This window comes from Arthrobacter sp. KNU-44, assembly GCF_051843155.1.
Taxonomy (GTDB): domain Bacteria; phylum Actinomycetota; class Actinomycetes; order Actinomycetales; family Micrococcaceae; genus Arthrobacter.
On record NZ_JBPXNG010000002.1, the window covers coordinates 2357924 to 2382363 of the forward strand.

General features: G+C 63.6%; 27 protein-coding genes. 16 read left to right on the top strand and 11 right to left on the bottom strand.

The annotated features are described in order from the left end of the window. Positions 1–44 precede the first annotated feature (44 nt). Both ACSVHC_RS11970 and ACSVHC_RS11975 read left to right on the top strand, forming a co-directional pair. On the top strand, positions 45–1385 hold the full coding sequence (locus ACSVHC_RS11970) for an MFS transporter (RefSeq protein ID WP_059388742.1): 1341 nt from the start codon (positions 45–47) through the stop codon (positions 1383–1385). A gap of 56 nt (positions 1386–1441) precedes the next feature. Further along, positions 1442–2191, top strand: a complete 750-nt coding sequence (locus tag ACSVHC_RS11975) for an SDR family oxidoreductase (RefSeq protein WP_078107213.1) — start codon at positions 1442–1444, stop codon at positions 2189–2191. Between the two features lie 122 nt (positions 2192–2313). On the opposite strand, the gene ACSVHC_RS11980 is transcribed toward ACSVHC_RS11975, so the two are convergent. After that, the gene (locus ACSVHC_RS11980; RefSeq protein ID WP_084784486.1) at positions 2314–2748 is read right to left on the bottom strand and encodes an acyl-CoA thioesterase; all 435 of its coding nucleotides are present in this window, start codon (positions 2746–2748) and stop codon (positions 2314–2316) included. Positions 2749–3011: 263 nt separating this feature from the next. Between ACSVHC_RS11980 and ACSVHC_RS11985 the strand changes: the two genes are divergently transcribed. Then, complete coding sequence (locus tag ACSVHC_RS11985; protein ID WP_437771804.1) at positions 3012–3869, top strand: cytochrome c oxidase assembly protein; 858 nt, start codon at positions 3012–3014, stop codon at positions 3867–3869. A gap of 53 nt (positions 3870–3922) precedes the next feature. On the opposite strand, the gene ACSVHC_RS11990 is transcribed toward ACSVHC_RS11985, so the two are convergent. The 3 genes from ACSVHC_RS11990 to purB all read right to left on the bottom strand — a co-directional run bounded on the left by ACSVHC_RS11990 (position 3923) and on the right by purB (position 6711). Beyond that, entirely contained in the window at positions 3923–4426 is a 504-nt protein-coding gene (locus tag ACSVHC_RS11990) for a GNAT family N-acetyltransferase (protein WP_234751783.1), read from the bottom strand. Between the two features lie 124 nt (positions 4427–4550). Next, positions 4551–5210, bottom strand: a complete 660-nt coding sequence (locus ACSVHC_RS11995) for a histidine phosphatase family protein (protein WP_437771802.1) — start codon at positions 5208–5210, stop codon at positions 4551–4553. 58 nt (positions 5211–5268) lie between these two features. Next, the gene (purB, locus tag ACSVHC_RS12000) at positions 5269–6711 is read right to left on the bottom strand and encodes an adenylosuccinate lyase (protein WP_345448099.1); all 1443 of its coding nucleotides are present in this window, start codon (positions 6709–6711) and stop codon (positions 5269–5271) included. A 191-nt stretch (positions 6712–6902) separates the two neighbouring features. On the opposite strand from purB, the gene ACSVHC_RS12005 reads away from it, so the two are divergent. Both ACSVHC_RS12005 and ACSVHC_RS12010 read left to right on the top strand, forming a co-directional pair. Continuing rightward, positions 6903–7211: a hypothetical protein gene (locus ACSVHC_RS12005; RefSeq protein ID WP_437771801.1), complete on the top strand. Its 309-nt coding sequence runs from the start codon at positions 6903–6905 to the stop codon at positions 7209–7211. Continuing rightward, positions 7211–8581: a hypothetical protein gene (locus tag ACSVHC_RS12010; RefSeq protein ID WP_437771800.1), complete on the top strand. Its 1371-nt coding sequence runs from the start codon at positions 7211–7213 to the stop codon at positions 8579–8581. The genes ACSVHC_RS12005 and ACSVHC_RS12010 overlap by 1 nt, the downstream gene beginning before the upstream one ends. A gap of 54 nt (positions 8582–8635) precedes the next feature. On the opposite strand, the gene ACSVHC_RS12015 is transcribed toward ACSVHC_RS12010, so the two are convergent. Beyond that, positions 8636–9061: a phage holin family protein gene (locus ACSVHC_RS12015; RefSeq protein ID WP_437771799.1), complete on the bottom strand. Its 426-nt coding sequence runs from the start codon at positions 9059–9061 to the stop codon at positions 8636–8638. A gap of 135 nt (positions 9062–9196) precedes the next feature. Here ACSVHC_RS12015 and ACSVHC_RS12020 point away from each other — a divergent pair, with 135 nt between their 5' ends. The 5 genes from ACSVHC_RS12020 (at position 9197) to ACSVHC_RS12040 (ending at position 14899) form a co-directional block, all read left to right on the top strand. Next, complete coding sequence (locus ACSVHC_RS12020) at positions 9197–10315, top strand: histidinol-phosphate transaminase (RefSeq protein WP_437771798.1); 1119 nt, start codon at positions 9197–9199, stop codon at positions 10313–10315. Between the two features lie 144 nt (positions 10316–10459). After that, positions 10460–11668: a pyruvate dehydrogenase (acetyl-transferring) E1 component subunit alpha gene (gene pdhA, locus ACSVHC_RS12025; RefSeq protein WP_437771797.1), complete on the top strand. Its 1209-nt coding sequence runs from the start codon at positions 10460–10462 to the stop codon at positions 11666–11668. Beyond that, positions 11668–12648, top strand: coding sequence for an alpha-ketoacid dehydrogenase subunit beta (locus ACSVHC_RS12030; protein ID WP_437771796.1), 981 nt, complete (start codon positions 11668–11670; stop codon positions 12646–12648). Before pdhA ends, ACSVHC_RS12030 begins: the two co-directional genes overlap by 1 nt. 57 nt (positions 12649–12705) lie before the next feature. After that, positions 12706–14274 (top strand): dihydrolipoamide acetyltransferase family protein, encoded by a 1569-nt coding sequence (locus ACSVHC_RS12035; protein WP_437771795.1) that lies wholly within the window; start codon positions 12706–12708, stop codon positions 14272–14274. Then, a complete protein-coding gene (locus ACSVHC_RS12040; protein WP_437771794.1) occupies positions 14267–14899 on the top strand; it encodes a phosphatase PAP2 family protein in 633 nt (210 codons plus the stop codon). Before ACSVHC_RS12035 ends, ACSVHC_RS12040 begins: the two co-directional genes overlap by 8 nt. Here ACSVHC_RS12040 and ACSVHC_RS12045 read toward each other — a convergent pair. The 3 genes from ACSVHC_RS12045 to ACSVHC_RS12055 all read right to left on the bottom strand — a co-directional run bounded on the left by ACSVHC_RS12045 (position 14896) and on the right by ACSVHC_RS12055 (position 17121). Further along, complete coding sequence (locus tag ACSVHC_RS12045) at positions 14896–15234, bottom strand: hypothetical protein (protein WP_437771793.1); 339 nt, start codon at positions 15232–15234, stop codon at positions 14896–14898. The genes ACSVHC_RS12040 and ACSVHC_RS12045 overlap by 4 nt on opposite strands. A gap of 154 nt (positions 15235–15388) precedes the next feature. Beyond that, on the bottom strand, positions 15389–15817 hold the full coding sequence (locus tag ACSVHC_RS12050; protein ID WP_437771792.1) for a universal stress protein: 429 nt from the start codon (positions 15815–15817) through the stop codon (positions 15389–15391). Beyond that, positions 15814–17121: an aminotransferase-like domain-containing protein gene (locus tag ACSVHC_RS12055; RefSeq protein WP_437771791.1), complete on the bottom strand. Its 1308-nt coding sequence runs from the start codon at positions 17119–17121 to the stop codon at positions 15814–15816. Before ACSVHC_RS12055 ends, ACSVHC_RS12050 begins: the two co-directional genes overlap by 4 nt. A 114-nt stretch (positions 17122–17235) precedes the next feature. On the opposite strand from ACSVHC_RS12055, the gene ACSVHC_RS12060 reads away from it, so the two are divergent. Continuing rightward, positions 17236–18060, top strand: a complete 825-nt coding sequence (locus ACSVHC_RS12060; RefSeq protein ID WP_437771790.1) for an isocitrate lyase/PEP mutase family protein — start codon at positions 17236–17238, stop codon at positions 18058–18060. Positions 18061–18069: 9 nt separating this feature from the next. Here the strand turns inward: ACSVHC_RS12060 and ACSVHC_RS12065 are convergent, their stop codons facing one another. The 3 genes from ACSVHC_RS12065 to ACSVHC_RS12075 all read right to left on the bottom strand — a co-directional run bounded on the left by ACSVHC_RS12065 (position 18070) and on the right by ACSVHC_RS12075 (position 19997). Then, positions 18070–18780, bottom strand: a complete 711-nt coding sequence (locus ACSVHC_RS12065; RefSeq protein ID WP_437771789.1) for a GerMN domain-containing protein — start codon at positions 18778–18780, stop codon at positions 18070–18072. A 166-nt stretch (positions 18781–18946) separates the two neighbouring features. Then, positions 18947–19345: a DUF1801 domain-containing protein gene (locus ACSVHC_RS12070; protein ID WP_437771788.1), complete on the bottom strand. Its 399-nt coding sequence runs from the start codon at positions 19343–19345 to the stop codon at positions 18947–18949. Between the two features lie 88 nt (positions 19346–19433). Next, positions 19434–19997 carry an NAD(P)H-dependent oxidoreductase gene (locus ACSVHC_RS12075; protein ID WP_437771787.1) on the bottom strand — a complete coding sequence of 188 codons (564 nt, stop codon included), beginning with the start codon at positions 19995–19997 and terminating at the stop codon, positions 19434–19436. A 123-nt stretch (positions 19998–20120) separates the two neighbouring features. Between ACSVHC_RS12075 and ACSVHC_RS12080 the strand changes: the two genes are divergently transcribed. The 5 genes from ACSVHC_RS12080 to ACSVHC_RS12100 all read left to right on the top strand — a co-directional run bounded on the left by ACSVHC_RS12080 (position 20121) and on the right by ACSVHC_RS12100 (position 24054). Continuing rightward, a complete protein-coding gene (locus ACSVHC_RS12080; RefSeq protein WP_437771786.1) occupies positions 20121–20732 on the top strand; it encodes a TetR/AcrR family transcriptional regulator in 612 nt (203 codons plus the stop codon). Positions 20733–20774: 42 nt separating this feature from the next. Then, positions 20775–21821: a Gfo/Idh/MocA family protein gene (locus ACSVHC_RS12085; RefSeq protein WP_437771785.1), complete on the top strand. Its 1047-nt coding sequence runs from the start codon at positions 20775–20777 to the stop codon at positions 21819–21821. A 136-nt stretch (positions 21822–21957) separates the two neighbouring features. Then, positions 21958–22620, top strand: a complete 663-nt coding sequence (locus ACSVHC_RS12090) for a hypothetical protein (protein ID WP_437771784.1) — start codon at positions 21958–21960, stop codon at positions 22618–22620. Positions 22621–22753: 133 nt separating this feature from the next. Beyond that, entirely contained in the window at positions 22754–23302 is a 549-nt protein-coding gene (locus ACSVHC_RS12095) for an RNA polymerase sigma factor (RefSeq protein ID WP_437771783.1), read from the top strand. Next, entirely contained in the window at positions 23299–24054 is a 756-nt protein-coding gene (locus ACSVHC_RS12100) for a hypothetical protein (protein WP_437771782.1), read from the top strand. The genes ACSVHC_RS12095 and ACSVHC_RS12100 overlap by 4 nt, the downstream gene beginning before the upstream one ends. The last annotated feature ends 386 nt before the right edge of the window (positions 24055–24440 follow it).

A 24440-nucleotide genomic window follows, 5' to 3' on the forward strand; every position in this document is an offset into this window, starting at 1 on the left:
ATACCAGTAGCGGTTGCTACGCTCAACATCAAGAAGGAAATGTCATGACCGCAAACACCAACGCTGCGCAAGTGCAGCATGAACGGCTCACGGGCCGTCAAACGCGCAAGGTTGTCACCGCAGGCTGCGTTGGCATCTTCGTGGAACTCTATGACAACGGCATCTTCGCCTTTATGGCCGGAACGCTTGCCTTGGTGTTCCTTGCCCCGGGCAACCCGGACAACGCTCTGTTGTTCGTGTTCGCCGGCTACGCAGTGTCGTTCTTCGTCCGGCCCCTCGGCGCAGTTGTTTGTGGCTACTTGGGTGACCGGATAGGCAGGCAAAAACTACTGGTCTTCGTCATTCTGCTGATCAGCGTTGCCACTGCTGGTATCGGAATCCTGCCCACCTACGCGGCTATCGGCATCGCGGCGCCCATCCTGCTCGTCCTCCTGCGGCTCCTGCAGGGCTTCTCGGTTGGCGGCGAGGCCGCCGGCGCCATGACCTTCCTCGCTGAACACGCCCCCGAAGGCAAGCGCGGCATCATCACCTCCTACGCACAGATCGCTTCGTTCGCAGCACTGCTCACCGGCACCCTCGTGGCGTTCTCCATGTCTCCGTGGCTCACCCAGGCAGCCATCGACGGCGGTGGCTTCGGTTCCTTCGCATGGCGCATTCCTTTCCTGGTCGCCATTCCCATGGGCGTCATCGGTTGGTACATCCGAAAGGCCATCGCGGACACCCCCAACTTCACAAAGCTCAAGGAAGAGGGCGGCCTTTCCAAGAACCCGCTCAAGGAAGCCTTCCAGTCCGCTGAGCACCGCCGGGCCATGGTTCTGGCCCTCTTCATCCCGCTCATGAACGGTTCCGGCTACTACGTCCTGTTCTCCTACATGCCTACGTTCCTCAAGGGCAAGCAGCTCAACTTCACCATCGGCGAGGCACTGTTCATCACCGCCTGCAGCCTGGTTGTCATCTGCATCGCCATTCCTTTCATGGGTGCCCTGTCCGACCGCATCGGCCGCAAGAAGGTCATCGCCGGCTCCGCCATCGCCATGACCATCCTGGGTATCCCGTCCTACGCCCTCATCGCAACGGGAAACATGGGCTTGGCTATCCTTGGCGCCTCGATCATGGCCATCGTCTTCGCCGGCCACACGGCCGTCATCCACATCCTGATCGTTGAGCTCTTCCCCACCCGGGTTCGGTACTCCGCTTACGGCCTCGGCTACAACATCTCCTCCGCGCTCTTCGGCGGAACGGCCCCGTTGTTGATGACCTGGCTCATCAGCAGCACCGGCAACATCTACATGCCCGCCTTCTACGCAGTCATCACGGCACTTGGCACGCTTGCCGCCGTGAGCACGGTCAAGGACCGGGCCCACGAACCCCTGCGCGACGCTTAAGCGCCGCTGACCTCCGGCACACTTCGTGCCTTCCATTTCCACTCTTTGGAGAACCGATGTCTTTTTCCGACTACAACACCGCCCTCGTCACCGGAGCGTCAACCGGTATGGGTGCCGCGATCACGGAGCGACTGGCCAAAAGAGGCCTGACCGTTCACGCCGTGGCCCGCAACGAGGAACGCCTCAGCGAACTGGCCGATCGTACGGGTGCCATCCCGCACGTAGTTGACCTGACCGACACAGCGGCGCTGACCGCCGTCGTGAGCGAACTGAAGGTCGACGTCCTGGTCAACTGTGCCGGAGTTTCCCGGCCCGGCAACCTCCTGGACTCGTCCGAGCAGGACATCGACGAGCTCATCGACGTCAACCTTCGCGGCCTGCTTCAGCTCACGCGGCTGGTCCTGCCGGGCATGGTGGAGCGCGACCTCGGCCACATCATCAACATCAGCTCTATCGCAGGCGTGTACAACTTCTACGGCCACACGGTGTACCACGCCACCAAGGCAGCAGTGCACCAGATCTCCCGCCAGCTCAGGAATGACACGGTTGGCAAGCGCATCCGCGTAACGGAGATCTGCCCGGGCCGGGTGGAAACCGAGATCTTCGGCCGGAACATGGGCGGCACGCCTGAGGCCATGGAAGAAGCGTGGAAGACCTACTACGAAGGCTACGAGTCGCTGACCACTGATGACATCGTCAACGCCCTTGACTACGCCATCGAAACCCCACGCCACGTCAATGTGGGCATGCTGGAACTCATGCCGACGTTCCAGGTCCCCGGAGGCCTCACCTTCGACAGGCGCTGATCGCAGCAAGCTGGCGGCCGCGAAGTTCGCGGCCGCCAGCACCCGTTTCCGGGGGAAGGGTTTTGGACGGGCCCGCCAGTTAAGGCGGGCCCGACGCTTGCGGAGGGCCCGACGTCGGGCGCTCAGTCCTCGTGGAGTGCTTGCGTCAGGTGGTGCGTGGGGATGCGGTCACGGTCATAGGTGATTTCCGTGTAGCCGTGCGGTTCCGGCCGGCCGTCGTGCCCGAGATTGACGAACACGATTTCCTCGATGGTCAGGATGCTGTCGCGGGTGATCATGTTGCGCACCTCCGCGCGCATGGTCAGTGACGTCCGGCCGAAGCGGACTGCGGTCAGGCCCATCTCCACCAGATCGCCCTGGACGGCCGAGCTCACAAAGTTGATTTCGGAGATGTACTTGGTGACGGCGCGGCCGTTGCCAAGTTGGAGGATTGCGTAGATTGCCGCTTCCTCGTCGATCCATTTCAGCAGGCTTCCACCGAACAGCGTGCCGTTGGCGTTGAGGTCCTCCGGACGAATCCACTTGCGGGTCCGGAACGTGATGTCAGCCTTTTCCATAATGCGAGATTAGCCGAGGCTGGGCGCCTGCGTCTCCTGCGGCGTGCCATGCTCGGCGCGACTCCGTAACATGGATACGGTGCACCCGGTTCAGGGCACAACACGACACGCCGATTCGCGCACCATGCGGCACACCGGGGAACGCGCTGGAGGAACACCATGAAGATCGACAAAACCCACCGTAGCGCCGGGATGGGCGCCCGGCCTTCCGATATGGACCACTGACCATGCCACCCTTGAGCGCAGTGTTAGGCGCCTGGTCAATGAACTGGCCCGCCCTGATCATCCTAATTGCCGCGGTCGCCCTGTATTCAAGGGGCCTGATTGCCGCCAAGGGCCGGGATATCCGCTGGCCCTTGTGGAACTCGTTTGCCTTCTTCGTCCTTGGGCTTGGCAGTTTCGCGGCCCTGAGCTTTGGATTCCCGGGAACCTACAGCCACGATCTGCGGTGGGCATTCACCCTCAAAGTGACGTCCTACCTGTTTGTGGTCCCGCTGTTGATTGGCTTGGGCAAGCCGCTAACCCTTGCACGGCAGACCCTTGGCCCCGTGGGCGCCGCGAGGGTGGAAGCAGTCCTCGGGCACCGGCTCGTTCGCATGCTCAGCAACACGCTCGTGGCGGCACTTCTCGGACTCGCCATGTTCACACTGTTCCTGACCCCGTTCTTCTACGTACTCCGGACCAGTCCGGCCTCCGACGTCATCCTGACCTTGCTGGTGCCCGTCATGGGACTCCTCATGACCGTACCGATCATGGAAGACGGCGCAGGGCGCACCTCATCGCTCATCGTCGTCGAGTTCATCTTTGTATTTATCGAGTTGCTCGCCGATGCGGTGCCTGGGGTCCTGATGCGGCTCAGCCCGGGAATTCTCGACGGTGCCACGTCAGTCTTGGGCAATCAGCCAAGCTGGTTCCCCTCGCCGCTACGGGATCAGCAACTTGCGGGAGACCTGATGTGGTTCCTCGCGGAGATAGTAGATCTTCCCCTCATCATCCTGATGTTCGTCCGGTTCTCCCGGAGCGACAAGCACGAGGCCAAGAGCTTCGACGACTTGAGTGACGAAGAAATCGAAGCCCTGAACCGGGCACATCTGGGGCAGGGCGGACGCAGCCTGGAGTGATCCGGCTGGCGGCAGGTCTGGATTCGGAGGGTGGCCGGTGCTGCAGCCCGTCCTTAGGCCATCGCCGTGTGCGAGGCGCTGTGAGAATCGATCGGCTTGGCGTAGCACTGCGAGTGGCTGACACCAATGTAGGGGCCGAAGTTGGGCACTGCGGCGAAGCCGGCGCTCTCGTAGAAGCTGCGGCCGTCCGATTGGGCCGACCCCGCCTCCGCTGTGATCATGCTGAAACCGTGGGCATGCGCCTGCGCTTCGAGCGCGGCAAGGATGGAGCTGGCCACTCCTGAGCCCCTGGCGTACGGGACGACGTAAAGCCGCTTGATTTCCGCGGTTTCGGCGTCCAGAATCCTTAGCCCTCCGCAACCCAGGGGCTGGCCCGAGCACTTTTCGTAGGCAACGACGAAAACGGCAGTATCAGCTTCCGATGGCGCGGGTCCGGGCTCGTGGTCCGAGTTGCCGAAACGTGCGTCCAGTTCAGCCTGCTGCGCCGCGCGGAGGTCTGCACCCACCGGGTTGGCCCAGGTGACCTGTCTGATGTTGAGCCGCGGATTGGTCTGCATCGGAACCTCTTTCGCCGGAGGGGGTTATGCCTATCAAGCCTAAGAAGCGGGGGTTACCGCGGTGTTTCCTGCGCGTAAGCGTCCGGAGAAATACCGGCGCGTTGGGGTTGGCCACACGCTGCCGTCATTCGACGGCGTCACCTGTGGGGTCTTCGACCGTCCGGTCGGCCAAGGAAAGTCCGCCTACGGGGCTCTGGTCCCAGTGCAGTAGGTGCCAGCCCGTTTCCGGGTCGCCTTCGAGCGCCACAATGCCGGTGTTCTGTAGTTGGTGGGTGGCGGCGAACTCGCGGCCAACATCCACGGCTCGGCGACCTGCCCAGCAGCGGATTGCGGCACCATGGCTGACGACGACGGCGGTTTCGTCGCCGGCTGCTGCCACCTTGGCAATGGCGGCGTCGTAGCGGGCAAAGAACTCATGGCCATCACCCGCTCCCGGCATGCGAACGTCGAGTTTACCGTCGGTCCAGTCGAAAACGGTGCTCATGTACCGGTGGTGCGACTCGTGGTCGGTGCGCTTCTCCAACGCCCCGGCCTCAATCTCCTGCAGGCCGTGCAATACGATTGCCTCCAGCCCCAGCACTCTTGCGAGCGGGGCGGCCGTCAGCTGGGTGCGGACCAGGGTCGATGCGTAGATGGCCGTGATGTCCTCGTTGGCAAGGGACCCCGGGAGCGCAGCTGCCTGACGTTCGCCGAGTTCAGTAAGTCCGGGGCCGGGAAACGCTGTGTCCAATTGCCCCAGGACGTTTCCAGGGGTTTGCCCGTGGCGGATAAGCAAGAGCCTCATGCTGACACAGTTCCTTACATCGATTCGGAAACGCCGGGACCATGAACAGCGCCGCGTTCTACTTCAGGTGGTCCACCAACTGGTCCGCGATGCCGGTGTACTTGCCTGGAGTAAGTGCCAGGAGGCGTGCTTCGGCTTCGGGAGACAAGCCCAGGCTTGAGACGAACTCCTGCATGCGGACGGCATCGACGCGCTGACCGCGGGTGAGATCCTTGAGTCGCTCGTACGGGTTCTCCATGCCCTCAACGCCGGCGATCGCCTCGGCGCGCATGACCATCTGGATCGCCTCGCCCAGGACTTCCCAGTTGGTGTCGAGATCGGCTGCCAGTACTTCCTCGGCAACGTCCAGGGCCTTCAGTCCCTTGGCAACATTCGAGATTGCAAGCAGCGAGTGCCCGAATGCGACGCCGATGTTGCGTTGCGAGGAAGAGTCGGTGAGGTCTCGCTGCCAGCGGGAGGTAACGAGCGTGGCGCCCAGGGTGTCCAACAGTCCGTTGGAAATCTCCAGGTTGGCCTCGGCGTTTTCGAAGCGGATCGGGTTGACCTTGTGCGGCATGGTGGAGGAACCGGTGGCGCCGGCAACAGGGATCTGGCGGAAGTAGCCAATCGAGATGTAGCTCCAGATGTCCGTGCAGACGTTGTGCAGAATGCGGTTGAAGCGGGCGACGTCGGCATAGAGCTCCGCCTGCCAGTCGTGGCTCTCGATCTGGGTAGTCAACGGGTTCCACGTCAGTCCCAGGCCTTCAACGAAGGACTGGGCTACGGCCTCCCAATCAGCACCGGGAACGGATGCGACATGTGCGGCATACGTGCCGGTAGCGCCGTTGATCTTGCCCAGGTACTGGGTCTTCGAAACGCGGTCCAGCTGGCGGCTCAGGCGGTGCGTGATGACTGCCAGTTCCTTGCCAAGAGTGGTGGGGGTGGCCGGCTGGCCGTGCGTGCGGGAAAGCATCGGGACGGCGCGGTTCTCCTCGGCCATCGCTTCGATCTGCTTCACTAAGGCGCGGGCTGCAGGGAGCCAGACATCTTCCACTGCACCCTTGACGCCCAAGGCGTAGGAAAGGTTGTTGATGTCTTCCGATGTGCAGCCGAAGTGCACCATGGCGGTCAGGTTCTCGATACCGATCGCGGGGAGGCGGCGGCCTATGTAGTACTCAACGGCCTTGACGTCGTGGACCGTGACGGCCTCGATTTCAGCGAGTTCGGTGACCGAAGCGGCGTCGAACTCGGTGACGATGGCGCGCAGCTTCTCCTGCTGCTCGCTGGTCAGTGGGCCGGCGCCGGGAAGTACGTTGTTGCTGGTGAGGTGGATGAGCCACTCGACTTCGACGGCCACGCGGTCGCGGTTGAGAGCGGCCTCGGACAGGTAGTCGACGAGGGGAGCGACGGCGGACTGGTACCGGCCGTCCAGCGGGCCCAGGGCGATCGGCTCCGGCGACGCGGCGAGAGCCAGGCGTCCAGAGGGCGTACGGGTAACAGCGGCGGCGACGGTTTCAGGCATGAGGCAATTCTTTCATGAACTCGGCTCGCGCCATTAAGCCGGACTTCACTATGTGCATAACATCGCGGCATCCTCTTCCAGGCCGGGTTTCCGGCAGGTTATCCACATAGCCGATCACGGCGGTTCCGCGCCACCGGAGCACGACGTAGCGTCGCTGCCACGAGATCAATGGACATGGAGGAGGAAACGTCTTGAGCGGCATTCTTATGGCGGCCGGAGGAACGGATCTGGATTCGCACCAATGTATTTCACGGGGCGCGGAGATCCAGAAGCTTGGACGGCGGATGAGCGTCTGCGCCGACCAAGCCGACGCCGTTCTTGCCAAGCTGGCGCAGTTGCAACTCGAGCAATGGGAGTCGCCGGCCGGCCGTGCCTACCGGACCACACTGGCCTTGCAGGCTGCCTCTCTTCGAAGGGGGCGTGACGCTTTGCGCGAGGCCGCTGCGGTGACCCTCCGCCATGCCCAGAATGTGGCATCGAACCTCCAGCCTGGCTTCTGATGGCCGAGGTCGCTCCTGTCGGCGCGGGCGGAACTCCCCACCCTCGAACACCCGAGCCGGACGGCACCTTGCGGATACGCGGCGGAGTCGGCGGAATCCACTTCCAATTCGAAGAGCTGCTTGCTGGCGCGGCCGCGCTGGACGGACTTGTGCTCCAGCTGCAGGCCATTGAAGTGGAGGCTGAATCGGTGAGGGTGGCTCTCTTCCCGCACCAGGCCTCGGCCTACAAGAGTGGAAGCAACGCCATCATTGCCGTCGGTGAGAGCGGCCGGGACATCGGACGGGTCCGCGAACAGCTTCAGCGGATTGGCAACGATGTCAGGGCAAGCCATCGTGAATACGAGTTTGCAGAATCTCACGCGGCGATCAGGCTGCGGATGGGCATGGGAATGCCAGTCCTCGCGACTGGTCCGAATCCCCTGGACCTTGGCCAGAGGGGAGCCACGGAAGGAGCTGTCCGGGATCTGACCCGGATATTGGCGCTGATGATGGGGCTACCCCCGGCAGCGGCGAACCTTTCAGGGGCGACAGTCGGGCCCACTGATGTCGGTGCCGTCCTGCGAGCGATCGTGGCGGTGCCCGGATTGGCTTTCCTCAGGCCACGTCCTGTTTCGGTCAGCCGGGGAGAGACCGCGACCGAGAGCGTTGACCTGTCAGCAGCAGGAATGCTCAGGGAACTGGATCACGTCGGTGCCACTTCAGAGGGCGAAATAGAAGTCATGCAAGTAGATAAGGACGGAGCGCGGGCGTGGGTGGTCTTGATTCCGGGCACCCAGCCGGGCAATCCGCCAGGAGGCAGCAATCCATTGGACGAAGCCGGGATTGCCGAAGCGCTGGGTTACAACTCGATGGAAACCAGCAAGGCCATCCGTCAGGCGTTGCTCGAGGCAGGTGCCGCAGCCGGCGAGGCGGTGGTGGCAGTCGGCCACAGCCAAGGCGGAATCCATGCCATGAACTTGAGCAAGGACAAGGCGTTCCTCGCCGAGTATGACCTCAAGTTTGTGGTGACAGCTGGATCACCAGTCGGCGGGATCACCCCGCAGGCCGGCATCGGGAGCTTGCACTTGGAGCACGAACAGGATTGGGTTCCCGGTGCCGAAGGCAAAGCGAATCCGGACACCAAGGACAGGGTCACGGTGACCATGACCAACCCGGTGATCCTGGAACCCGGCGAAGACCAAGGCATCGGGCCGGCGCACAAGCTCTCACGCTATGAGGAAGGGGCGAAGCTGGTGCAGCTCAGTTCCGATCCTTCGCTGGCCGCTTCCACAGCCACCCTGGGCGGGATACTGGGCGCTGGTGGAGTGGCCAAGGTGAGCCGGTTCAAGCTGACCCGCGAAGCACCCCCGGCCCCACGGGGAAAGCGGTGACAAAAAGCGGTCGAACAAGGTGGCGGAAACCGGGCTGCCGCCTCTTGCGGCTCCTTACCGCCTGCCGCCGGGAATCCAGCTGGCGACCATGGAGATCAGGCTGATGATGATCGCTGCGAGAACTGCGGTCCAAAAGAAACGGTCGATGGTGAGGTGTACTGGCGTGTAGCTGCTGAGCCACGCTGTGAGGGACAACATGGCCGCGTTGATGACGATCGTGAACAGGCCGAGAGTGAGGATCGTGATCGGAAGGGAGAGCAGCTTGACCAAAGGCCGGACAAAGGCATTGACGATGCCAAAAATGAGCCCTACGAAGAGATAGGCAAGAACCACGCCCAATGTGTCGCCGCCTTGAGTGACGCCCGCGTTGCCTACTGCGTTGGTGGTTGCCGAAGTGGAGATATCCATCCCCGGCAGAATCCAGCTGGCAACCCAGAGGGCCAGCCCGTTGATCAGGACGCGCAGAATGAATGAACCCATACGCCCATGCTTTCACATGCGCCCGGTTTCACATGCGCTGGTTTTCGCACGCACAGGTTTTCACAGGCCGCTTTCACATGCACAGGCCAGAGGGCCTGCCAGCATGGCCCGAAGCCCTGCAAGTAGGCTGGTGCCATGAATTCTTCTGACAACGCACCGGAGGGCGTGCGTCCCCGCCCGGTTGTGGACAGGCTCCCCAAATATGCTGCAGGGAAGCCTCCCGTAGCAATAGAGGGCCTGACCAGTTACAAACTGTCGTCCAATGAAAACCCGCTACCCCCGATTCCCGCGGTGCTGCAGGCAATCGCTGATCAGTCGGACATCAACAGGTACCCGGACCCTTTGTCCACCAAGCTGCGCACAGCGCTCGCCGACTTCCTGGGAGTCCCCGCTGACGACGTCGTCACCGGAGCCGGAAGCCTCGGTGCACTGAACCAGATCCTTGCCACCTTCGCCGGCCAAAACCACGATGGCAAGGCCGATGAGGTTATCTATGCCTGGCGCTCCTTCGAGGCATACCCGATCTGTGTGGGGCTGGCCGGGGCCGAGAGCATCCAGATCCCGTTGCTTTCCGATGGACGCCACGATCTCGAGGCCATGGCGGCCGCCGTGACGGTCCGCACCAAGGTGATTCTGCTTTGCACGCCAAACAACCCTACGGGCCCCATCCTCACCGCCGAGGAAACCGAACGGTTCATCCAGTCAGTGCCGGCAGGCGTGGTCGTAGTTATCGATGAGGCCTACCAGGAGTTCGTCAGGAACGAGAAGGCCGTGGACGGCATCAAGCTGTACCGCAAATACCCCAACGTCGTTGTCCTCCGCACCTTTTCCAAGGCTCACGGCCTTGCGGGGCTGCGCGTTGGATACAGCGTTTCCGGTCCGGATCTCACCCAGCACCTGCGCGTCACTGCCACGCCGTTCGCCGTCTCGCAGATTGCCGAACGCGCCGCGATTACTTCGTTGGAGAATTTCGACCAAGTTGTGGAAAGGGTACAAAGCCTGGTTGACGAGCGGGACCGGGTTACCGCAGGACTCCGCGAGCTGGGATGGTTCGTGCCCGACGCCCAAGGCAACTTCGTGTGGCTGAATCTTGGAGAGAATAGCGCCGAGTTTGCCGCGCTTGCAGGCGAGCGGGCGTTGTCCGTGCGGGCCTTCGGCAACGAAGGCGTCAGGGTCAGCATCGGTGAAGTCGAGGCCAATACCCGATTCCTCGAGCTCTGTGCGTCCTATACAAAAGCGCCGCAGCCTTCCTAGCGGTTAACAAATGACCCTGCGTCCCTTACTGCGGATAAAGTAAGGGACGAAAGCCAAGATATGCCGATTCCGGAATGCATTCCGGAATCGGCATATATCAGCGAATATTGCTCAGCATCGGGCTGCGGCAGGCAAGGAGACGGAATGGGCGCAACTCAATTGCCCACCCCCGGGATCAACGGAACGGGACTGGATCAGCAGTCTCCTGCGGGAGGCGCTTCAAGCGATCCAGCTGCCGAGATGATCCAGCTGCTGGGGCCGGACGGCAAGCTAGGGACAGATCCCGTCTTTTCGGACTACGCGAAGCGCCTTGATCCTGAGCAGCTCCGCGGCTTCTACGCCGACATGGCAAAGGTCCGCCGCTTCGACCAGGAGGCCACGGCCCTCCAGCGCCAGGGCGAGCTGGCGCTTTGGGTTCCCCTGACCGGCCAGGAGGCGGCCCAGATCGGCTCCGGACGTGCCACCCAGCGTCAGGACTACATCTTCCCCACGTACCGGGAACATGGCGTTGCGTTGACCCGTGATGTGGACCTGGCGGAACTGCTGAAGCTGTTCCGCGGAATTTCGAATGGCGGCTGGGATCCCACCGAGAACAACTTCCACCTTTACACCCTCGTGCTTGCGGCGCAGACCCTGCATTCGGTTGGTTATGCCATGGGAATCCAACGGGACCAGAAGCTCGCCGAAGCCAATGGCTCCAATGACCCGAAGGCCGCCGTTGTGGCTTACTTCGGCGATGGTGCCAGCTCCGAAGGCGACGTCCACGAATCCATGGTCTTCGCGGCGTCCTACAACGCTCCCGTGGTGTTCTTCTGCCAGAACAACCACTGGGCCATCTCCGTCCCAACCGAGGTCCAGACCAAGGTTCCCCTGTTCAATCGGGCCAAGGGATACGGCTTCCCGGGCATCCGGGTGGACGGCAACGACGTCATCGCCGTCCATGCGGTCACCGAATGGGCACTTGAGCACGCACGCGAAGGCCGCGGTCCGGTACTCATTGAGGCATATACCTATCGCGTTGGAGCCCACACCACGGCGGACGATCCCACCAAGTACCGCGAATCCGCCGAAGAAACCGCCTGGCGGGGCAAGGATCCCTTGGATCGCTTGGAGAAGTACCTCCGCAACGAGGGCCTGGCCGACGAAGCTTTCTTTGAGCAAGTCAGAGCGGACGGCGACGAACTCGCTGCCCATGTCCGCCGCACCACCCAAAATTTGCAGGGCCCGAACTTCCGCGAGTCATTCGCCGGGGTCTATGCCGAACCGCACCCGCTGGTGGCTGAGGAACTTGCCTGGTTCGAGGAATACTCCGCCGGATTCGAAGGCGACGAGGAAGAGGGGACAGGCAACTGATGACCACCATGACCATAGCCAAGGCCATTAACGAAGGCCTGCGTGCTTCGCTCAACAACAACCCGAAGTCCTTGCTCATGGGCGAAGACATCGGGCCGCTCGGCGGTGTCTATCGCGTGACCGACGGACTGATCAGGGAGTTTGGTGCAGACCGGGTAGTTGATACCCCGCTGGCTGAGTCCGGCATCGTCGGCACCGCGATAGGCCTGGCCCTGCGCGGATACCGTCCCATCTGCGAGATCCAGTTCGATGGCTTTGTGTTCCCCGGCTTCAACCAGATCACTACGCAACTGGCCAAGATGCACTCGCGCAGCGGCGGCAAGCTGACTGTTCCCGTGGTCATCCGCATTCCTTACGGTGGCGGCATCGGCTCGATCGAACATCACTCGGAATCACCGGAAGCGCTGTTTGCCCACACCGCCGGCCTGCGCATTATCACCCCGTCCAATGCCCACGACGCCTACTGGATGATCCAGCAGGCCGTTGACTGCACGGACCCGGTCATCTTCTTCGAACCCAAACGCCGCTACTGGCTCAAGGGCGAGGTGGACACCGAAAACCCCGGACCGGCGTCGGACCCGTTCCAGGCGCACGTCCTGCGCGAAGGCTCCGACGCCACCATCGTGGCGTACGGTCCGCTGGTGCCGGTGGCGCTGGCCGCAGCAGCAGCGGCGGAAGAGGACGGGCGCAGCATCGAGGTGATCGACCTACGCTCGATTTCCCCTATCGACTTCGACGCCGTCACCGCTTCCGTCAAGAAGACCGGCCGCTTGATCGTTGCCCACGAAGCCCCGACATTCGGGGGGATCGGCGGCGAGATCGCTGCGCGGATCAGTGAGCGTGCCTTCTTGCACCTTGAGGCTCCGGTTATCCGCGTGGGCGGTTTCCACATGCCATATCCGGTGGCGAAGGTGGAAGAGGACTACTTGCCGGACATCGACAAGATCCTGGAAGCCCTGGACCGTTCCCTGGCCTACTAACCGCCCCTGATTGCACCCGCCGCCATGCGGACGGACCAGCCGAGATCGAGGACCCAAGTGACTGTTAAGAAATTCAACCTGCCGGATGTCGGCGAAGGACTGACCGAGGCGGAAATCGTCTCCTGGAAGGTCAAGCCCGGCGACACCGTGGCCATCAACGACGTCATCTGCGAGATCGAGACCGCCAAGTCCCTCGTGGAGTTGCCGTCCCCCTATGCCGGAACGGTGGCGGAATTGCTCGTTGCCGAAGGCATCACGGTTGAAGTAGGAACCGCGATTATCGGCATTTCGGACAATGCGCCGGGAGAACCGGAGCCCACCTCGGCGCCGTCGGCTCCGAGCGCCGTCGCGTCGCCCCTCGCCCCGCCTGCCGCGCCTGCAGCCGAACAGGCCTTCGAAGCCTCGATGTACGGCAAGTTGCCCGACGACGCCGGAACGTCCGACGGCGGTCCCGCCGGCGGTCCGCTGGTTGGCTCCGGTCCCAAGGCCGACGCCGTCAAGCGCCGCCCACGTAAGCGCCCGGAAGGCGCTACCGCTGTACCCGCGGCCGCCCCGAGCTCGGCACCCGCAGCCGTCGTCGAACCAGTCGTCGAGCCCACTGCTCCGGCCATGCCGCCCGTTGCCGCACAGCAGCCCGTGGCCACAAGCCAGGGAGCCGCAAGCCTGGCACCTGCAGGTCAGGCACCGGGTCTCACCGGCCTCGGCGCAACGGTCAGCGGCATCGTCAACCGGGTGTTGGCCAAGCCTCCCGTGCGCAAGATCGCCCGCGAACTAGGCATTGACCTGGCCGACGTCGTTCCCACGGGAGCCCGCGGCGAAGTGACCCGCGAGGACTTGGTGAGCTACCAGTCGCAGCGCGACGCCGAGGTGGACCAAGCAGACAAGTTCTGGGGTGCGTCCAAGAAGCCGCAGGATCAGCGGGTGGAACGGATCCCCGTCAAGGGCGTCCGCAAGGCCACCGCCAAGGCCATGGTGGAGTCTGCCTTCACCGCGCCGCATGTGAGTATCTTCGTTGACGTCGATGCCAGCCGCACGATGGAATTCGTCAAGCGGCTCAAGGCCTCCAGGGACTTTGAAGGCATCAAGGTATCGCCGCTGCTGATTCTCTCCAAAGCCGTGATTTGGGCCGCGGCACGCAACCCGAGCGTCAACGCGACCTGGGTGGAGAACGCCGACGGCAACGGAAACGCGGAGATCCTCGTCAAGCACTACATGAACCTGGGTATTGCTGCAGCTACGCCGCGCGGGCTCATGGTCCCGAACATCAAGGATGCCCAGGACCTTTCCCTCAAGGAGCTGGCCCTCGCCCTGAACGAGCTGGCCAGCACGGCACGCGCGGGCAAGACCCAGCCCGCGCAGATGCAGGGCGGCTCGCTGACCATCACCAACGTTGGCGCCCTCGGTATCGATACAGGAACGCCCATCATCAACCCCGGCGAGGTGGCAATCGTCGCTTTCGGCACCATCAAGCAAAAGCCTTGGGTGCTCGACGGAGAGGTCATCCCGCGCTGGATCACAACGCTTGGCGGTTCGTTCGATCACCGGGTGGTGGACGGGGACCTCTCCGCCCGCTTCATGGCCGACGTCGCGGCCATCCTCGAAGAGCCGGCCCTGCTGCTTGACTGAGCAGCGCGCCGGTGGGGGAGAGCAGCGCGGCGTTGGGGCCCGGCACCGTGTTGCCCGGGTCCTGACGGAAGTCTTCCAGCCGCCTGCCGTCGTATCCGTCTTGCTGCTCATCAGCCCGGCAGTGGACCCGGGTTTCCCGGGGACGATATGGTTCGGCGTCCTGGCGGCCCTCTTTGTGTGTGTGCTGCCGCTGGCCTACGTCTTGGCCCTGGTGAGGCTCGGCAGGCTCAGCGACCACCACGTCAGCGATCGCAGGGAGCGTGCGCCCTTGCTGATGCTTGCGCTCGTGTCCGTGGTCGTGGGGCTGGTGGTCCTGAACCTCATCCACGCCCCGACGAGCGTCTCAGCGATGATCCTTGCACTGATTGGCGGCATCACAGTGTTGGCCGCAGTCAGCCTCGTGTGGAAAATCAGCGGTCATGCCTCGGCAATCTCCGCGGCTGCAGTCATTGTGGCCCTTATGTTCGGGCCGGTGTGGTTGCCGCTACTGCTTCTGGTTCCGGCCGTCGGCTGGTCCCGCGTCGTCCTTCGGGACCATACCCGCGGCCAGGTCATCGCCGGTTCGTTGTTCGGCGGGGTGGTCATTGCGGGACTTTGGTGGGTCCTGCGCGGTTGGTTGAGCTAGTAGGACGTGTAGCTGAGCGCAAGGTCGCGCAGTTGCTGGTCGCTCATGCTGCCGATCATTCCAAATGACAGCACCATGGCCAGGGCTCCGACGGCGAGCATCGCGGAAGCAACCACGAGCAACAATTTCCAGTCGGAGCGAAGGATGCTGCGGAACGTTTCCGGCATCCGGAGCAGCGGAGAGATCATATTCGGAGCGCTGTCTACCGAGCCGTCGTCGAGAAGTGCCACGATGCGGTCATTTGCCCGGTCGAAGCGCATGGAGCTGATGTGGTTGCCGTGGCGGGCGAGCAGGATGTCGTGTCCGACGCGTTGGCGCGGCTGCAGAGTAAGCAAAAGGGATCCCCTACGGGTTGTTGTGATGGGCGGCTCGCGCCCTTGGGGCCACCTCAATTTTACCGGCGGCGTCCTAGCCGCACGGCCAAAATCGGGGTGAGACCGCCCACCACAACGCGTGATCCCGGTCAAAGTCCCGGGGGCGTGGAGTCGCTTAAGGTTCGTCCGTCTTGGCGATGTAGACGTCGCACGGCGCTTTGTGCGCCACCGTGTTGGCAACGCTGCCGAGAACCCTGGCCAGTCCCTGCATGCGGCGGTTGCCGACCACGATCACTTTGGCACCCACTCGCTCGGCTTCCTTGACCAGGGCCTCTCCCGCTTTACCGAAGACAGCTCCATAGCTTGTGGTCAACTGGTCGGAGGCGAGTTCAGCGGCCACTTTGCTGGCTACCTTCTCCGCTGCGTCGGCGTCCGAGAGAATCCATTTGTCGCCTCCGCTTTCGACGACCTCCACGTGGGCGCCTTCAAAGGCGGTGATGACGCGGAGTTCCGCGCCCAGTGCGGTTGCCAAATTCTTTGCCGAGTCGGCGGCCCGCCTTGCTGTTACGCTGCCGTCGACTCCGACGAGGACTATTCCGCTCATAAATCTGCTCCTTTGCTGATGACATCGATGGCTTCTTGCAAAACCGGCGCCAATCGGCGGACGCCTTCGGCGATGGACTCCGGTGGCACTGCGCTGAAAGCCAACCTCAGTTTGTTGGATGGTTCGTCAGAGTGCGTGAACGCCGCGCCGGGGATGAACACGACCCCTGCCTCGATTGCCTTCTTGAGCAGCGGATACGTGTCGACGCCGTCGGGCAGCGTGACCCAGACGAAGAAGCCGCCCTCGGGCTTGGTCCAACTGAGGCCGGACGGCATGTGCTCTTCCAGCGCCACCAGCAGGGCATTGCAGCGTTCCTCGTACAGGGCCCGGTAAGTGTCAATCTGCCCGCGCCAGTCGTAGTCCCGAAGATATGCCGAGATGATCATCTGGTTGAGGGTGGGAGGGCACAAGGTCACGGCTTCCGAAGCCAAGTAGAAGCGCCGCTGAAGGTGCTCGGGCACAAGCGCCCACCCGATCCGCAGTCCGGGGGCAAAGATCTTGGAGAAAGAGCCCATGTAGATGACGTCATGCTCGTTCGCCGCCCGCATTGGTTCCAGCGGGTTGCCGTCGAAGCGCAAAAGACCGTAGGGGTTGTCCTCGAGCACCAGGATATTCGCATTGCGGCATATATCGACGATGCGCTGGCGCCTCGCCGGAGCAAGTGTGATGCCGGAGGGGTTGTTGAAGTTGGGGATCGTGTAGAGGAATTTGATGTTCTTGCCTTGGGCCTGAAGCGCCGCGATCCTGGCTTCCAGGAGCTCCGGGACCAGGCCGTCCTTGTCCATGTCCACTGTCTCAACCTGGACCTGGTAGGCCTCGAAGGTGTTCAGTGCGCCCACGTAAGTGGGGTTTTCTACGAGGACGACGTCACCCGGATTGCAGAAGACCTTCGTGGCCACGTCCTGGGCCGATTGGGAACCGGCGGTGATCACCACGTTCTCCGGCCGGGCGTCCAGGATGCCCTCCGCCGCCATGATCTCGCAGATCTGGGTACGCAGTTCCTCGGTTCCTTGGCCGCCGCCATACTGCAGCGCGGTCATGCCTTCCTCCGCGATGATGCGGGCGGCGGTCTGTCCGAGCTTCTCGAGGGGCAGGGACTGCAGATAGGGGTTTCCGCCGGCAAGGGACACGAGTCCCGGCCGCATTGAAATGTCGAAGACGTCACGCACAGCGGACTGCTTGATGTTGGCGGCGCGCTCCGAGAAAAGTTCCTCGTGGCGGTGGGCGGCAGTTGCTGCTCGCTCTATTGCGTCGATTGCTTCCGCGGGCAACTCGGGCCCGGCATCCAATGTTTCGTGGGTCACATTGAAAGGATACTCCCCGGAGTTGCCAATTGAGCAACGGATGTTTCATCCCAATTTCTGGATTCGCGGTGCGAAGCGCTTTACGTCCTGCCTAAGGAAGGCTGGAATAGAGCCATGACGCATCCCGAACTCGAATCCAAGGCCCTCCGCTTCCACGAGCTCCATGCAGCGCCGCATGCGCCATTGGTGCTGGTGAACGCGTGGGATGCCGCATCTGCGCGAATGGTCGAGGAAGCAGGTGCGACTGCGGTGGCGACCTCCAGCTCGGCAGTCTCCTGGAGCCTGGGGTACCGGGACGGGGACCACCTTCCGCGGCAACTCGCGATGGAAGCGCTGGCGCGGATGGCAAAAGCCACCCGCTTGCCCGTGACTGCGGATATCGAGACCGGGTACGGGCGTACCGACGAGGAGCTTCAGGCCACCGTTCGAGCGGTGCTCGACGCGGGCGCCGTCGGGATTAACATCGAGGACTCGGCGGATCAACCGCTGAGCGAGATCGGAGAACAGTCCAGGCGCATCGCACTGATCAGGCAGACGGCCGAGGACGCGGGCGTTGGCTTGTTCATCAATGCGCGTACGGACACTTATTGGTCTGGAAAGTTTCCGGACACTGCGTATGAGGAAACGCAGCGCCGTGCGGACGCTTATCAGCAGGCCGGGGCAGACGGAATTTTCGTGCCGGGGTTGACCGATCTCCATGTCCTGCATGAACTTTCCCGGCGGATCAGCGTACCGCTCAACGCTTTGGCCGGCTTGGGTTCGCCGTCGCCCGGAGAACTGCACGACGTCGGCGTGCGGCGAATCAGCATAGGCGGCAGTACTGCCAGGGCGGCCTACGCGAAGGTGTCCAGGCTGGCAAGGGAAGTCCTTGGCGACGGAAACTGGTCAGGCCTCGCTGGATCCCGGAGCTACGCAGACATGGACGCGCTATTCGAGTGACCGGCCACCTCAGCGCAAACTCAGGACGTCCGCCAGGGTGTTCCCGTCGATGTAGATCGCGGCCTGGGATGCCCCGGTAGCCGCCACCGCTGTCTGCGCCAGCTGGGTTTCGACCCGCGGGTGGTCGCACACGCCTCCAGGACGAAGTGACCCGCTCAGGTTCACGACGGCGGTGGTGCCGTCGAGGTAGCCCGATACGTAGCGCAGCGCCGAGCCAGAGAGTGCGTTGTACAAACCTGCCCGTGACGCGGTTCCATCGGGTGCCAGTAGTTGACCCATTGCCACGGTCAGCGGGTCGCTGCCCGGAGGGGCGGCGACGTGCACAGCTACCAGGCTGTCGTCGCAGCCGAACCGCACGCCGCGGCTGCCGCCGTCGCCGATTGCCACGAAATACACAGTGGTTCCAGTCGATTCGCCGGCGGTTGGGAGGGGCGAAGGAACCGGAACGGCTGCGGGTGCCAGCGGGCTCGCCGTGGTTGGCCGCGGTGCCGCGGTAGGTGCGTTGATGTACGGGGGAGGAGCCGGAAGAGGCATGGGAATCGGCCCGGTAACAGGCTCCTGCGTCCCCTGGGCGAAGCCGGGTGAGCCTGTTTGTGCGGAGCGCGACCCGCCCGGATCGCCACCGTCTGGGGGCGCGCAGCCGGCCAGACTCAGCGCGAGGGACAGGCACAGCGCGGCGACAGTCGTCGTCGTGCATTCCACGCCGCGTCCGACCCGCATGACAGCCCCCCGCTCCTGCCCTGATCACCCCTGGTGCCTGTAACTCAACGTTACGGCTGGCCGCCCGGGTGTGGACCGCTCTGTCCATGACGGTTCGGCCTCAGCTCAGTCACGGAATGGTAGCGGTGCGGTGACGCCTTGCTTCCTTTTCGAAGGGCGTTCCGGGCTAGTCCGTTTCCTTGATCTTCCGCCAGCCGCCGCTGCGGTTGTTCGCAGCGATCTGCCGCAGCATTGTGGTGAGCGGTGCGCGGGGAATCTCGTCGTGCTGGTGGAAGGCGATCATGCGGGCGGTCTTGTTGTCGTGCCCCGATGTGATGATGTTGTCCGGGTCGGGGACAATCGCGCCGTCGTAAAGGAACAGGTTCACGTGGTCCTTGGCTGCGAGCAGCGCGCAAACGTTGCCATCAAGGACGAAATAAGGCCTCGTGCGGCGCTTGACCGTCTCGACGATTTCAGGCTCGGCTTCATGGATGAGGTCGCGTAGTTGCTCGGCGATCGCGCGTTGCCAATCCGGGAGGGCCTCAAGGTAGGCGTCGACGTCGGGATGGCGCTTGTACTCGGCCATGCCGCCATCGTACCGACAAAGAATGCCCCCGCCCACACCTCAAGGGCGGGGCAGGGGCACTCTCGCGGCGCGGGGCGAACCGGAGGGACTAGGCTGCTACTTCTTCCTGGACTGCGGTCAGCGGCTCGAAGATGCCCTTGATCTGCTCGACAACTTCGGCGTCGTCCTTCGGGTGCAGTTCAGCGAAGCGGATCATGGAGCCCGGAACGGCGAGCTTGACGTCCTCGAGGACCTTGGCGCCCGCGATGCCGGCTGCCTTACGGGCCTCGTCCTGCGCCCAGACGCCACCGAACTGGCCAAAAGCGGTACCGACGACGGCGGTCGGCTTGCCTGCCAGCGCACCGGCGCCGAACGGGCGGGACAGCCAGTCGATGGCGTTCTTGAGGGATGCCGGCATGGTGCCGTTGTGTTCCGGCGTGACAAGCAGGATGGCGTCGGCTGCGGCGGCAGCAGCGCGGAGGGCTGCGGCTTCGGCGGGAACCTGGCCCTCGACGTCGATGTCTTCGTTGTAGAACGGGATGTTGCCGAGGGAGCCGTGGATCTGTACTTCGACGTTTTCGGGGGCGTTGAGCTGGATGGCTTCGGCGAGCTTGCGGTTGTGGGAATCGGCGCGGAGGCTGCCAACGAGGGCGAGAACGGTGTTCTTGGACATGGGAACTCCTTGGGTCTGGCCGCGGACGGTGCCGCAGGCGCTCGGTTGTGGAGGCTTTTGCTGCCTTCGTAGATTCTAAACGGACTGCGGTCCGCTTAATATTCCCAAGGCTAGAATGTTTCTGTGAGCCTCATCCCCATCCGGCCCGGGTTGCCCCTCGGGACGCAGCCGGAGCGCAGTGACGCCGCGCGTAACCGCGAACGGCTCCTTCAAGCTGCGAGGGATCTCGTGGCTGAGCACGGCGTGGATGCTGTCACTATGGACATGCTCGCGTGCAGGGCCGACGTCGGGAAGGGGACCGTCTTCCGCCGTTTCGGCAGCAGGGCAGGACTCATGATGACTCTCCTGAGCGACGCGGAAGCCGAATTCCAGCGCGAGTTCATCTTCGGTCCGCCGCCGCTGGGTCCCGGAGCGCCCCCGCTTGAACGCCTCATTGCCTTCGGCGAAGCACGCATCAAATATGTCGAAGAATACGGCGAGCTGGCGCGCGCCGCGGCGGAGCATTCCCCGCAGAATCGGCACGACGCCCCACCGGTCGTGTTGTGGCACCGGCACATCGAGATGCTGCTGCGGGAGGCGGGCCTGGACCGCGATCCTTGGCTGCTGGCTCTTTCCCTCGGCGCCACCCTGGATCCTGAACGCATGCTCCATGCCCTTCGCTCTCACGGGGTCGCGCCGGAGCGCCTTGCGGCGTCGTGGCGCGAGCTCGTCACGCGCCTGCTGAAAGACTGCTGACATTACCTTCGCCGGGCCACCTTCGCCCGGTAGCGTAGCTGCATGACCCACACACCGATCCGCACCGCCGTCGTCGGCTTTGGCCTTTCCGGCAGTGTCTTTCACGCGCCGTTCATTGCAGCCAATCCCGCGTATTCCCTCGACGTCATCGCCACTTCGGACGCAGGCCGTAAGGCCAAAGCCGAGGAACAGTATCCGGGCACGAGGACCGTGGACAGCCCGGAAGACGTCCTGGCGCTTGCCGGGGAGCTGGACCTCGTGGTGCTCGGCACGCCGCCGGCGACCCATCACCCGCTCGCGAAGGCGGCGCTGGAAGCCGGGCTCGACGTCGTCGTGGACAAGCCATTCGCCGTGAGCAGCGCGCAGGGGCAGGAGCTGATCGAGCTGGCCGCGAGGCTGGGCCGCGTGCTGACGGTCTACCAAAACCGGCGCTGGGACGGCGACGCCCTCACGGTGAAGAAGCTGCTCGACGCCGGCACGCTGGGCGAAGTCATGCGCTGCGAAGCTTCAATGGAGCGGTGGGCGCCCGAAATCAGCAAGGCGTGGAAGGTCGGCGCCACGGCCAACGACGGCGGTGGGCTGCTCTTCGACCTGGGAACCCACCTGTTGGACCTGGCGCTGCAGATGTTCGGTCCCGGCGAAGTCATCCACGCAGAAATACTGGCGCGACGGCCCCAGGAAAAGGCTGACGACGATGTCTTCCTGGTCCTGAAGCACACCTCCGGAGTGCTCAGCCACGTCGCCATGAACGTCAACAGCCAGCTTCACGCTCCACGCTTCCGCATCCTGGGCAGCAAGGGTGGCTTCGTGAAGTACGGAATCGATCCGCAGGAACCATTCATCCTCGCGGGCGGCCGCCCCACGGATGGCAGCTACGGCGTCGACGATCCGCACCACTACGGCACACTGGAAATCGACGGCGTGCGGACCTCGGTGCCCACTGAGCGCGGCGCCTACCAGGAGTTCTACCGGATCCTTGCGGAGAAGATCGCCGACGGCGGTGCAGCCTCCGCTTTGCCGCTCCCCGTGGATCCGGCCGGGCCGGTCGAGGTACTCAAGCTGATTGAGCAGGCCAGAGCCCTCGCGTGAAAATTTTTTTGGATCGGGCGTAACCTCGCCGGGACCTCCAGCGATGTAAGGGGAGTGTGGACAACGTCCGCACTGATCATCCGGTAGCGACAAAGCCGCTGCCGGAGCAGTCCCAAAACGTTTGTCGGAGGGTTCCATGTCCTTGTTCACTGTCCTTGCCACCAGCAAAATCGCCGCCGGCGTCCTTGCCGCCGGAGCTGTAGCGGTTGGCGGAACCGGCGTCGCAGCCTTCAACGGAGCGCTTCCCAACGATCTGCAGAAGAGCGCACACGAGATGCTCGGAGCCCCGGCTCCGGCCGCATCCAAAGCAGCTGAGTCCGCAGAGTCCAAGACGGCCGAGGCGGCCAAGATGGCGACCTCCAAGGCCACTGACGCCGCCGCCGACGCGAAGTCCAAGGCCGCGGACGCCGTCGACGACGCAAAGTCCAAGGCCGCAGCAGCAGTCGCATCGGCCAAGGCCACCTCACCCGAGGCGTTCGGCCTCTGCACCGCCTTCCTCAACGGCGGCCTGAAGGCTGACACCAAGGTGCCCGGCTACTCCTCGCTGGTTGTTGCCGCTGGCGGCGAAGCCAACGTCAACGCACACTGCGCAACTGTAGTTAGCGAAGGCAAGGCTGCCGGCTTGAAGGCTGACGGTTCCGCTTCCGCCAAGGCGGACGCCGATGGAAACGCCGCACTGCCTGCTACGCCTGCCGTACCGGCGGTTCCCGCAGTGCCGTCCGCACCAGCCGTCCCCGCTGTGCCGTCCCAGGTGCCGACGGTGCCTGTGCACGTGCCGTCCGATTCTGTCCGCCCGTAACACTGCGGCTACGCTTGAACGGCGGGGCTCCTTGGCTAAATGACAAGGAGCCCCGCGACGCAACAGACTGCAGCAGTGGTCATTTCCCAGGCCAGGGACGATGACCGCGCTGCGTGGGATGGAGGGGTCGCGGGTGCTTGACCCTTTGGCTGATGAATATTTGCAGGCGGACGAGGAAGATCCCGCACTGCTCTTCACAGCTGCCTACAACGAGTTTTCCGGACCGGTGTTTGGATACCTACGCGCCCGCGGCGTAGACGATCCGGAAGCAGTTACCCAGGACGTGTTCCTGGCGCTTTATCCCAAACTGGATTCCCTCCGCGGAGGTCTCCAGGGGGCCAAGACCCTGCTCTTCTCCATAGCGCACGCGCGAATGGTGGATCACTATCGCAAACGGGAACGCACCCCTGATTCCGCGCCCTATGAATCCGATCTGGATTCGCGACGCGCCCCTTCAGCCGAGGACCAGGCATTCGGGCACGGGGAAGGCCTGGGTGTAACCGAGCTACTGGCCGACCTCAACCCCGACTACCGGGAGGTCCTGGCACTACGGGTCGTGGCGGACCTTTCGTTGGAAGAAACCGCGGACATCATGGGCAAATCCCAGGGAGCCGTGAAGCAGTTGCAGCGCAGGGCATTGAGTGCACTGAGAGAACGTGCACTACTAAGGAATGGCACATGATGAGCGAAAAATCCGCATCCTTCGGCGAGCAAGGCATTGACCGCCTGCTTGCTGATGCCGGGCTCGACGAAGCGTACGAGATCCGGACCGAGCTGCTGGAACTGCGCGCCCTTGCGAGCACCCGGCCACAGCCCTCGGCGGCTGTCCAAGCCTTGATGGCACCGGCCGGCGCGGCGATCGCGCCTGTTGAGACTGTTGCGCCTTTTGAAGCTGTTACCGCTGTGGAGGCGGCTTCCGGCGCCGCGGCTGCACCTGTTGATGAACTGGCCGCCCGTCGCAGCAAGAAGGCCCGGCTGACCTTCGCTGCTGTTGCCGTTGCGGCTTCGCTTGCTGCCGGTGCTACCGCTGCGGCCGCGTCCGACGGCGGCATTCCGGGAACGATTGAACACTTGGGTGCCGTGGTGGGATCGGTCGTCTCCCAGCTCACCCCTGGGTCTGGCGGCAACGCTCCGCAACAGCAGGGAACGCGCCCGGAGCTAGTTCCGATGCCCACCCAGGGGACCGGCAATCCCGCGTCGCCTTCGCCGGAGTCCTCCAGCCCCGGCGCCCAAAACAAGAACACGCGTCCGTCGCCGCACGCCACACCCGGCGCTACCGGGTCCGAGTCGGATCCGCGTAAAGAATTGCAGGACATCGCCAAGGGCCGCCCGGGACCGATTACGATCCCGACGCCCGCGTTCCCAACGCCCACGCTTCCCTTGCCTCAGCCCGTTCCCTCCGAGATCCTTCCGGGCAGCCCGATCAAGCCGTAACCGGTCCTGGAGTGTCCGGCGTCATGCTCGGCTGATTTGCTCAGGCGGCCGGGGGTACTCCATTAGACGCTCCTGCAGATATGGCCTATTTTCACCCGACGCTCGCTCACCAATACGCCTGATACCTTCAACGCTCGCTCAGAAGATCTGAGCGAGCGTCGGGCCAAAATGCCCTAAAAGTGAGCGAGCGTCGCTGAAAACCCCGACGGCGAGGTGCCTCTTCCCGTGGAAGCCGGACCCCGCCGTCGTGATCGTTAAGGGTGATCCGCTGCTCCGTAACTGTCGTTCTGAAGGCTCAAAAACGACAGTTACGTGGGCCCACGCCGGCGAGGGCCCCGGCCTGAGCTTGCGAAGGCAGGGAGCCGGTGGGGAGCAGTCGATGGAGA

Excerpts from the sequence above, each read along its gene's own strand:
- ACSVHC_RS11970 (WP_059388742.1), top strand. The coding sequence starts at position 45 with ATGACCGCAAACACCAACGCTGCGCAAGTGCAGCATGAACGGCTCACG.
- ACSVHC_RS11975 (WP_078107213.1), top strand. The coding sequence starts at position 1,442 with ATGTCTTTTTCCGACTACAACACCGCCCTCGTCACCGGAGCGTCAACC.
- ACSVHC_RS11980 (WP_084784486.1), bottom strand. The coding sequence starts at position 2,748 with ATGGAAAAGGCTGACATCACGTTCCGGACCCGCAAGTGGATTCGTCCG.
- ACSVHC_RS11985 (WP_437771804.1), top strand. The coding sequence starts at position 3,012 with ATGAACTGGCCCGCCCTGATCATCCTAATTGCCGCGGTCGCCCTGTAT.
- ACSVHC_RS11990 (WP_234751783.1), bottom strand. The coding sequence starts at position 4,426 with ATGCAGACCAATCCGCGGCTCAACATCAGACAGGTCACCTGGGCCAAC.
- ACSVHC_RS11995 (WP_437771802.1), bottom strand. The coding sequence starts at position 5,210 with ATGAGGCTCTTGCTTATCCGCCACGGGCAAACCCCTGGAAACGTCCTG.
- purB (WP_345448099.1), bottom strand. The coding sequence starts at position 6,711 with ATGCCTGAAACCGTCGCCGCCGCTGTTACCCGTACGCCCTCTGGACGC.
- ACSVHC_RS12010 (WP_437771800.1), top strand. The coding sequence starts at position 7,211 with ATGGCCGAGGTCGCTCCTGTCGGCGCGGGCGGAACTCCCCACCCTCGA.
- ACSVHC_RS12015 (WP_437771799.1), bottom strand. The coding sequence starts at position 9,061 with ATGGGTTCATTCATTCTGCGCGTCCTGATCAACGGGCTGGCCCTCTGG.
- ACSVHC_RS12020 (WP_437771798.1), top strand. The coding sequence starts at position 9,197 with ATGAATTCTTCTGACAACGCACCGGAGGGCGTGCGTCCCCGCCCGGTT.
- pdhA (WP_437771797.1), top strand. The coding sequence starts at position 10,460 with ATGGGCGCAACTCAATTGCCCACCCCCGGGATCAACGGAACGGGACTG.
- ACSVHC_RS12030 (WP_437771796.1), top strand. The coding sequence starts at position 11,668 with ATGACCACCATGACCATAGCCAAGGCCATTAACGAAGGCCTGCGTGCT.
- ACSVHC_RS12050 (WP_437771792.1), bottom strand. The coding sequence starts at position 15,817 with ATGAGCGGAATAGTCCTCGTCGGAGTCGACGGCAGCGTAACAGCAAGG.
- ACSVHC_RS12060 (WP_437771790.1), top strand. The coding sequence starts at position 17,236 with ATGACGCATCCCGAACTCGAATCCAAGGCCCTCCGCTTCCACGAGCTC.
- ACSVHC_RS12065 (WP_437771789.1), bottom strand. The coding sequence starts at position 18,780 with ATGCGGGTCGGACGCGGCGTGGAATGCACGACGACGACTGTCGCCGCG.
- ACSVHC_RS12070 (WP_437771788.1), bottom strand. The coding sequence starts at position 19,345 with ATGGCCGAGTACAAGCGCCATCCCGACGTCGACGCCTACCTTGAGGCC.
- ACSVHC_RS12075 (WP_437771787.1), bottom strand. The coding sequence starts at position 19,997 with ATGTCCAAGAACACCGTTCTCGCCCTCGTTGGCAGCCTCCGCGCCGAT.
- ACSVHC_RS12085 (WP_437771785.1), top strand. The coding sequence starts at position 20,775 with ATGACCCACACACCGATCCGCACCGCCGTCGTCGGCTTTGGCCTTTCC.
- ACSVHC_RS12090 (WP_437771784.1), top strand. The coding sequence starts at position 21,958 with ATGTCCTTGTTCACTGTCCTTGCCACCAGCAAAATCGCCGCCGGCGTC.
- ACSVHC_RS12100 (WP_437771782.1), top strand. The coding sequence starts at position 23,299 with ATGATGAGCGAAAAATCCGCATCCTTCGGCGAGCAAGGCATTGACCGC.